Annotated in this window: 8 protein-coding genes; 4 read left to right on the top strand and 4 right to left on the bottom strand. The window is 67.5% G+C overall.

All coding sequences use genetic code 11. The features are described 5' to 3' along the window. Positions 1-235: 235 nt before the first annotated feature. The 3 genes from HWX55_RS33280 to gloB all read right to left on the bottom strand — a co-directional run bounded on the left by HWX55_RS33280 (position 236) and on the right by gloB (position 4,175). Positions 236-1,453 (bottom strand): MFS transporter, encoded by a 1,218-nt coding sequence (locus HWX55_RS33280; RefSeq protein ID WP_175978778.1) that lies wholly within the window; start codon positions 1,451-1,453, stop codon positions 236-238. A 159-nt stretch (positions 1,454-1,612) separates the two neighbouring features. Then, a complete protein-coding gene (locus tag HWX55_RS33285; protein WP_175978779.1) occupies positions 1,613-3,187 on the bottom strand; it encodes a transglycosylase SLT domain-containing protein in 1,575 nt (524 codons plus the stop codon). A 151-nt stretch (positions 3,188-3,338) separates the two neighbouring features. After that, complete coding sequence (gene gloB, locus HWX55_RS33290) at positions 3,339-4,175, bottom strand: hydroxyacylglutathione hydrolase (RefSeq protein WP_175978780.1); 837 nt, start codon at positions 4,173-4,175, stop codon at positions 3,339-3,341. Positions 4,176-4,193: 18 nt separating this feature from the next. Here gloB and HWX55_RS33295 point away from each other — a divergent pair, with 18 nt between their 5' ends. The 3 genes from HWX55_RS33295 to dnaQ are packed head-to-tail and all read left to right on the top strand — an operon-like array spanning position 4,194 to position 6,206. Beyond that, positions 4,194-5,006, top strand: coding sequence for a class I SAM-dependent methyltransferase (locus HWX55_RS33295; RefSeq protein ID WP_050015191.1), 813 nt, complete (start codon positions 4,194-4,196; stop codon positions 5,004-5,006). Further along, on the top strand, positions 5,003-5,452 hold the full coding sequence (gene rnhA / locus HWX55_RS33300; RefSeq protein ID WP_175978781.1) for a ribonuclease HI: 450 nt from the start codon (positions 5,003-5,005) through the stop codon (positions 5,450-5,452). Before HWX55_RS33295 ends, rnhA begins: the two co-directional genes overlap by 4 nt. 19 nt (positions 5,453-5,471) lie before the next feature. Beyond that, the gene (gene dnaQ, locus HWX55_RS33305; RefSeq protein WP_050015188.1) at positions 5,472-6,206 is read left to right on the top strand and encodes a DNA polymerase III subunit epsilon; all 735 of its coding nucleotides are present in this window, start codon (positions 5,472-5,474) and stop codon (positions 6,204-6,206) included. 27 nt (positions 6,207-6,233) lie between these two features. Here dnaQ and HWX55_RS33310 read toward each other — a convergent pair whose 3' ends face one another. Beyond that, the gene (locus HWX55_RS33310) at positions 6,234-6,566 is read right to left on the bottom strand and encodes a YnfA family protein (RefSeq protein ID WP_050015244.1); all 333 of its coding nucleotides are present in this window, start codon (positions 6,564-6,566) and stop codon (positions 6,234-6,236) included. Positions 6,567-7,105: 539 nt separating this feature from the next. Between HWX55_RS33310 and proP the strand changes: the two genes are divergently transcribed. Next, complete coding sequence (gene proP / locus HWX55_RS33315) at positions 7,106-8,596, top strand: glycine betaine/L-proline transporter ProP (protein WP_175978782.1); 1,491 nt, start codon at positions 7,106-7,108, stop codon at positions 8,594-8,596. The last annotated feature ends 148 nt before the right edge of the window (positions 8,597-8,744 follow it).

Genomic DNA, 8,744 nt, shown 5'->3' on the forward strand with positions numbered 1-8,744 from the left:
GCACGAGGCTTCGCGGCATCGCCCGGCAGGCGGCGTGCGGCGGATGAACGGGATGAATGAGGTAGGCGCTAGGGTGCGAGGTTGATCAGCACAAACTTTCAAATTATAGCCTGAAAATGGGCCTATCTTCAATGGATATGGCCGTCCAATCGTGTGTGCGCCGCGTCCGGCGGCGCAGCGCACCGTGCTGCGGCCCCGTTTCCGCGGCCGCCCTACCCGCCAGCGTACCGCCGGATCAGTGCGCTTGACCAGCCCCGCGGGCGGGCCACACGTACCACACCGCGCTCGCGAGCTGCAGCGCGAGCAGCACGCCCCACGCGGTGAAGTGCGCGGCCGCCGGATAACGACCATCGACCGCCGGCCAGTGCGACAGCACCGCGCCGACGCCGATCTGGAACGCAAAGATCAGCAGGAAGATCACGAGCGTAAGCGTCGTGTTCGCGCGGCCGATCAGATGGGCGGGAAAATGTCCGGCCATCACCGCGTAGGTCAGGATACCCACGCCGCCAAACATTCCGTACGCGGCCCACAGCATGGAGGGCGACAACGGCACGCGCGCGACGATCGCGAGCTGCGTCGCGACGAACAGCGCCATGCCGATGCCGCAGGTGGCGTAAACCGACACGCCGCGCCGCGCGAGCACGCGCGCCGCCGCGCCAAAGCCAACGCAGCCGGCCATCATCGCGAAGCCGAGCACCGACACGAGGCGTGCGGCATGCGGCGCGTCGAACCCGCCGACATCGCGCAGATACGGCCCGACCCACAACGATTGCATCGCGTAGAACACGCCCTGCGTGACGACGGAGAACGACGCAATCTTCCAGAACGCGCGGCTCGTCAGGATGTGCCACGTGCCCTTGAACTGGCTGACGAGCCCGCCCTGGTGGCGCGCCTGCTGCGCGTCGGGCGCGCCGAAGCCGATCGACGCCGCGACGATCACCGTCAGCACCGCGAGGCCGAAACAGATCGCGCGCCAGCTCGCCCAGCCGAGCAGCCAGGTCAGCGGCGAGCCGACCATCACGCCGCCGAGGCCGCCCACGGCCATCACGAGGCCATTGACGAGCGGCAGCCGGCCGACCGGGAAATGCTGCGCGAGCGCCTTGAACGCCGCGCCGAGACACACCGACACGCCGACACCGATCAACAGCCGGCCGACCATCATCATGCCGATGCCGTGCGCCGCGCCGAACACGGCCGCGCCGGCCGCCGCGAACAGCAGCATGCTGGCCGTCACGCGGCGCGGGCCGAAGTGGTCAAGCATCACGCCGGCCGGAATCTGCGCGCCCGCGAAGCCGAGGAAATACAGGCTGGTGAGCAGGCCGAGATCGGCGGCCGACAGCCCGAGCTCGTGCGTGACGAACGGCGCGAAGCCCAGATTGACGCCGCGAAACACGTACGACACGAAATACCCGACCGAAAACAGCGCGAGCACCCTCACCTGCACCGACGACATCGCTTCTCCTTGTTGAATGAAGACGCGCGACGCAGCGCCGACGCGCCGCGCACAAACGAAAACGCCGTCACCTCGGTGACGGCGTTTCGTCGAATTCGTCGGATGATAGCGCAATCGTGCGGGCCTCACCGGCCGCTGCGCCGCGCGCGACGGCCGCGCTTACTTCTTCTTGCCCTTGTGCGCGGCGGTCTTGGCCGGCGCGGCTTTCGCGGGAGCAGCCTTCGCCGACTTCGCCGACGACTTGGCGACGCTGCGCTTGCCACCATGCGACTTGCCGCCCACCGCGAGGCTCGCGCGCTCGATGTGCGCACCGGCGGCTGACGTCGCGATCCGCTCCGGACCGGGTTCCGCCGGCACCGAACGGCCGACCGGCACGTGCAGCACGAGCGCCTGGCCCGGCATCACGAGATCGCGGTGCGTACGGTTCCACGCCTTCAACTGGCCGACCGACACGCCGTAGCGGCCGGCGAGCGCCGCCATCGACTGCTTGCGACGCACGCGAATCAGCATCTTGCGCGTATCGGGAACGTCCGGCTCCATCGCGAGCGCGCCGTTTTCGGCGACGTCGGCGCTGATGTCCTCGTCGTCGTCATCGCCGCGCGGCACGACGATCGTCGAGCCCGGCTTCAGGCGCATGCCGGCCGGAATCTTGTTGACCGACATCAGCGTATCGGCGTCGACGCCGATCTTCTCGGCGATCGCGGCCGGGCGCGCACGCTCGCTGACCGTGTACGTGGTCCACGACGACAGCTGGCCGTTGTAGGCTTTCAGGCTTTTCTCGAACGCGGACGCGTTGTCGAACGGCAGCAGGATCTGCGGCTCGGTTGCGCCGAGGATCACGGGCTTCGAGAACGACGGGTTCAGCGAGCGGAATTCGTCGAGCGGCAGGTTCGCGAGCTTCGCGGCCACCGCCACGTCGATGTCGCGCGACGTCGTGACCGTCACGAAATACGGGTGGTTCGGGATATCGGGCAGCGCGAGGCCGTACTGCTGCGGGCTCGCGATGATGTTCTTCACCGCCTGCAGCTTCGGCACGTAGTTGCGCGTCTCGTTCGGCATCCGCAGGCTCTGGTAGTCGGTCGGCAGCCCGGCCGCCTGATTGCGCGCGATCGCGCGCTGCACGTTGCCTTCACCCCAGTTGTACGCGGCCAGCGCCAGGTACCAGTCGCCGAACATGTCGTGCAGGCGGGACAGGTAGTCGAGCGCGGCGCTCGTCGACGCGAGCACGTCGCGGCGCTCGTCCTGCCACATGTTGCGCTTCAGGTTGTACGTGCGGCCGGTGCCGGGCATGAACTGCCACATGCCGGCCGCCTTCGCGACCGACAGCGCCTGCGGGTTGTACGCGGACTCGATGAACGGCAGCAGCGCGAGCTCGGTCGGCATGTGACGCGCCTCGAGCTCCTCGACGATGTGGTACAGGTACTTCTGCGAGCGCTCGGTCATGCGCTGCACGTAATCGGGACGCTGCGTATACCAGGTCGTCTGCATGTCGACCAGATCGCTCTGCAGGTCGGGCATCTGGAAGCCGCGGCGGATGCGCGCCCAGAGATCGGAGTCTGCCGTGGTCAGGTCGCCGACGGATTGCTTGTCGACGTCGACCGTTTCTTTGGCGGTGGCTGATTTACGGAGGTAGTTGGACGTCGCCTGCGGATCGGCGGCGGTGTTGGCGACAGGGGGCTGGCTCGCACAAGCGGCGAGTAGCAGCACCACCATCGCACTCAATATAAGTCGCATGAAAATCTCTGCTTCCGACGGCTGGAAATTGCAGGCGATACTACGGAAGTGCGTGCTTCACGTCAATAAAAACACCGAAAACTCAGCGAAATCCTACATTTGGAGCAATTTTTACAGACACCGCTTGAGCTTTGGAGTCCTCCGAAAAACGTTACCGGAACCGGTTTTTCCATTCGCGCATCAGCGTGAACGCGGCCAGACGATCCGTCACCGTTTCGTGCAGCTCGGCCTCGAGCGTCGCGTGGATCGCTGCGCTGTCGGCCCGCATGAACGGGTTGACCGCGCGCTCGTGCGCGATCGTTGTGGGCAGCGTCGGCACGCCGCGCGCACGCAACGCCTGCGCGTCGTCGCGCCACGCGGCGAGCGCCGCATTGCCGGGCTCGCACGCGAGCGCGAAGCGGATGTTCGACAGCGTGTATTCGTGTGCGCAATGCACGCGCGTGTCGCCCGGCAGCGCCGCGAGCGCGTCGAGCGACGCGAGCATCTGCGCGGGCGTGCCTTCGAACAGGCGGCCGCAGCCGCACGAGAACAGCGTGTCGCCGCAGAACACGTGCGGCTCCGCGTTGCCCTGCCCGGCCGTGCCTTGACCGGCCGTGCCTTGGCCGGCCGCCTGAAAATACGCAATGTGGCCGCGCGTATGACCCGGCACGTCGAGCACGTCGAACGCGACGGCCGGCGCGTCGAGCGTCACGCGATCGCCGCCCGCCAGCGGCCGCGTGACCACGCCGATCGCTTCGGCGGCGGGACCGTAAACAGGGAGCGGAGCATCGTCCGGTTGGCTATTACGCAGCGCCTCGACACCGCCGACGTGGTCGGCGTGGTGGTGCGTGAGTAAAATAGCGGTCAACCGCCATCCACGTTCGGCAAGAACCCGGCGTACGGGCGCGGCTTCACCCGGATCGACGGCGATCGCATCGCGGCCGTCCGAGACGAGCCAGATATAGTTGTCTTCGAATGCCGGAACCGGCACGTATTCCAGCTCGTTCATGGGCGCGCAATCATCGTTATGTCCGATCCACAAATTATAGACTGGCCCGCCTGGACCGACTCGCCGCCCGGCCGCTACGTGCTGGGCTGGGAACAGGCGCAGCTCGACCGGATCGTGTCCGACGTCTTCGGCTTCCACGCCCTGCAGCTTGGCCTGCCGCAGCTCGACGCGCTGCGCGAGAACCGCATGCCGTATCGCGGCCTCGTGCTCGACCCGGCGAGCGGCGCGAGTGCGCCGTATCAGTATCCGTGGGCGCGCGAAGCGCACACGGCGGGCCATGCGCCCGCCGATCGCAGCACGACCTGGTGCGACCTGCTCGACCTGCCGTTCGAATCGCAGAGCGTCGACCTGATCGTGATGCCGCACACGCTCGAATTCACGTCCGACCCGCACCGCCTGCTGCGCGAGGCCGAGCGCGTGCTGATGCCGGAAGGCCAGCTCGTGATCACCGGCTTCAACTCGCTGAGCCTGTGGGGCATGCGGCAGTCGTTCGGGCGCATGGCGAACCGCCCGTTCGTGCCGGCCACGCGCGACCAGATCGCGTTCATCCGGCTGAAGGACTGGATCAAGCTGCTCGGTTTCGACCTCGAACGCGGCCGCTTCGGCTGCTACCGGCCGCCGCTCGCCACCGACCAGTGGCTGGCCCGCTACGGCTTCATGGAGGCCGCCGGCGACCGCTGGTGGCCGATCTTCGGCGCCGTCTACATGGTGACGGCCGTCAAGCGCGTGCGCGGCATGCGCCTCGTCGGCCCGATCAAGATGAAGAAGCCCGTGCTCGCACCGGGCCTGACGCCGGCGGCCTCCCCGACCACTCACCAAGAACGTTCATGACAATCGACACCATCGACATCTATACCGACGGCGCCTGCAAGGGCAACCCCGGCCCCGGCGGCTGGGGCGCGCTGCTGCGCTACGGCGACAAGGAAAAGGAACTGTTCGGCGGCGAGCCGAACACGACCAACAACCGCATGGAGCTGATGGGCGTGATCGCCGCGCTCGAAGCGCTGAAGCGGCCGTGCCGCGTGATCGTGCATACCGACTCGCAATACGTGCAGAAAGGCATCAGCGAGTGGATCCACGGGTGGAAGAAGAAAGGCTGGGTCACCGCGGCGAAGACGCCGGTGAAGAATGCCGACCTGTGGAAGCGGCTCGACGCGCTCGTCGTGCAGCACGAGATCGAATGGCGCTGGGTCAAGGGCCATGCGGGCCATCCCGAAAACGAGCGCGCGGACGCGCTCGCGAACCGCGGCGTCGAATCGCTGGCCACCCTTTCCTGATTTTCTTGCTTTTCCCGACATGCGCCAGATCATTCTCGATACCGAAACCACCGGCCTGAACGCCCGCACGGGCGACCGTCTCATCGAAATCGGCTGCGTCGAGCTGCTGAACCGGCGGCTCACCGGCAACAACCTGCACTTCTACGTGAACCCCGAACGCGACAGCGATCCGGGCGCACTGGCGGTGCACGGCCTCACGACCGAATTCCTGAGCGACAAGCCGAAATTCGCGGAAGTCGCCCACCAGATCCTCGACTTCGTGAAGGACGCCGAGCTGATCATCCACAACGCGCCGTTCGACCTCGGCTTCCTCGACGCCGAATTCGCACGGCTCGGCCTGCCGCCGTTCACCGAGCATTGCGGCGGCGTGATCGACACGCTGGTGCAGGCCAAGCAGATGTTCCCCGGCAAGCGCAACTCGCTCGACGCCCTGTGCGACCGTTTCGGCATCAGCAACGCGCACCGCACGCTGCACGGCGCACTGCTCGACTCGGAGCTGCTCGCCGAGGTGTATCTCGCGATGACGCGCGGCCAGGACAGCCTCGTGATCGACATGCTCGACGACGCGGGCGTCGGCGGCGGTGCGGCGAACGGCCAGCGCGTGTCGCTCGCCGCACTCGACCTCGCCGTTGTGGTCGCGAGCGACGACGAGCTGGCCGCGCACCAGGCTCAGCTCGACGAGCTCGACAAGTCGGTCAAGGGCACCTGCGTGTGGCGCCAGTCCGCCGAGACAGATACCGCCGAAGCGGCGTAATACCCGCGGCCCGCGTCGCGGCCGCGCTCATGCGCGCGGCTGCAGCGCGATGACGGCCATCCCGCCGAGCGCGAGCACCGCGCCGGCCACGTCCCAGCGGGTCAGCGCGACGCCGTCGATCACCCGCAGCCAGATCAGCGCCACCGCGATGTACACGCCGCCGTACGCGGCATACGTGCGCCCCGCCGCGCTCGGGTGCAACGTCAGCAGCCACGCGAACAGCGCGAGCGATAGCGCGGCCGGCACCAGCAGCCAGGCCGGGCGCCCGGCCTTCAGCACGAGCCACGGCAGATAGCAGCCGACGATTTCCGCCAGCGCGGTAGCGGCGAACAGCGCCGCGATCCTGATCAGTTCGGTCATCCGGTTCCTCGCGAATTCAGCCCCGTCGCGGCGGACGGCTCGGCCGCGCCGCGCGCCGCCGATCATACCCGAGCGGGCCGCGCCGGATGCCCCGCCAGGCGGGCGATTCCGGGCAATTTGCAGGATCGTCCGTCATCGTGCTATCATGTCGCCTGTTTCAACATTCAATCTCTGTCTTTTCGATTTTGAGAGAAGTCCGTCCGCACGCTGCGGGCCGGTGCCTCGATCGAAATTGCATCCACAGGAAAGCCCGCCCGACAGGCCCGCTTTTCTCGTTTCGTTGCCCCTCCGGGGCGTTGCCGGCACGCCGGACCTCTCGTCCGCACCGGCATCTGCCGCTCGCATCACGCGGCCCATTCTTCATGAGCGCACTGTCGCGACGGCCCCTCGGGCCCGCGTCGAAGCAACCCCTTGGCCCTTTGCTGCCCCCTGCGCAGTAAGTGCTTAAAGGTCTGCCCCGACGCGCAGCACACGACACCGCGCTCGCCGGCAAACCGTGTCGGACGGCCCTGCCCGTTCCGGCGCTGTCAAAGGAGTGCATGACCTTGACCGCAACACACGTCAGCCCGACCGCTGTCTCTTCCACCGCTTCGCCGTCCGGCGAAGCCCCGCTCGCCGCGGACGACATCACCGTCGTCGACCAGAGCCTGCTCAAGCGCGCCGTCAGCGCGATGGCCATCGGCAATGCGATGGAATGGTTCGATTTCGGCGTCTACAGCTATATCGCCGTCACGCTCGGCAAGGTGTTCTTCCCGTCCAGCAGCCCGTCCGCGCAGCTGCTCGCGACCTTCGGCACGTTCGCGGCCGCGTTCCTCGTGCGTCCGCTCGGCGGCATGGTGTTCGGCCCGCTCGGCGACCGCATCGGGCGTCAGCGCGTGCTCGCCGCCACGATGATCATGATGGCCGTCGGCACCTTCGCGATCGGGCTGATCCCGAGCTATGGGTCGATCGGCATCATGGCGCCGATCCTGCTGCTCGTCGCCCGCCTCGTGCAGGGCTTCTCGACCGGCGGCGAATACGGCGGCGCGGCGACCTTCATCGCCGAATTCTCGACCGACAAGCGTCGTGGCTTCATGGGCAGCTTCCTCGAGTTCGGCACGCTGATCGGCTATGTGCTGGGCGCGGGCGTCGTCGCGCTGCTCACCGCGTCGCTGTCGCAGGAAGCGCTGCTGTCGTGGGGCTGGCGCGTGCCGTTCCTGATCGCCGGCCCGCTCGGCCTGATCGGGCTGTACATCCGGATGAAGCTCGAGGAAACGCCCGCGTTCAAGCGCCAGGCCGAAGCGCGCGAAGCGCAGGACAAGGCCGTGCCGAAGACGCGCTTCCGCGAGACGCTGCTGCGCAACTGGCGTGCACTGCTGCTGTGCGTCGGCCTCGTGCTGATCTTCAACGTGACCGACTACATGGTGCTGTCGTACCTGCCGAGCTTCATGTCGTCGACGCTGCACTTCGACGAATCGCACAGCCTCGTGCTGGTGCTGCTCGTGATGGTGCTGATGATGCCGATGACGCTGTACGCCGGCCGCCTGTCCGACAAGGTCGGCCGCAAGCCCGTGATGCTCGCCGGCTGCGTGGGCCTGCTGGTGCTGTCGATCCCGTCGCTGATGCTGATCCACACGGGCACCACGGCATCGGTGTTCGGCGGCCTGCTGATCCTCGGCGTGCTGCTGTCGTGCTTCACCGGCGTGATGCCGTCGGCGCTGCCCGCGCTGTTCCCGACCGAGATCCGTTACGGCGCGCTCGCGATCGGCTTCAACGTGTCGGTGTCGCTGTTCGGCGGCACGACGCCGCTGGTGACCGCGTGGCTCGTCGACGTGACGCACAACCTGATGATGCCCGCGTACTACATGATGGGCGCCGCGCTGATCGGCATCGTGTCGGTCGTCGCGCTCGCCGAAACCGCGCGCCAGCCGCTGAAGGGCTCGCCGCCGGCCGTCGCGACGCGCCGCGAAGCGCACCAGCTCGCGCGCCAGTTGCGCGACGAGGACGACGAATCCGAAATCTACGGCGTCGCGACACCCGCCCGCGCGTAAGCGTCGCATCGAGTAGGGTGAGGGGTTACCCCCTCAGCCCTCTCACACCACCGTACGTGCGGGTCCGCATACGGCGGTTCAGTTAATGCTCTGGAGGCGATCCACCGTGCGGCGGATCGAGATCAGTCCCCGTGCATCGAAGTAGGCA

Source organism: Burkholderia sp. BCC1047 (assembly GCF_902833155.1).
Taxonomy (GTDB): Bacteria; Pseudomonadota; Gammaproteobacteria; order Burkholderiales; family Burkholderiaceae; genus Burkholderia; species Burkholderia sola.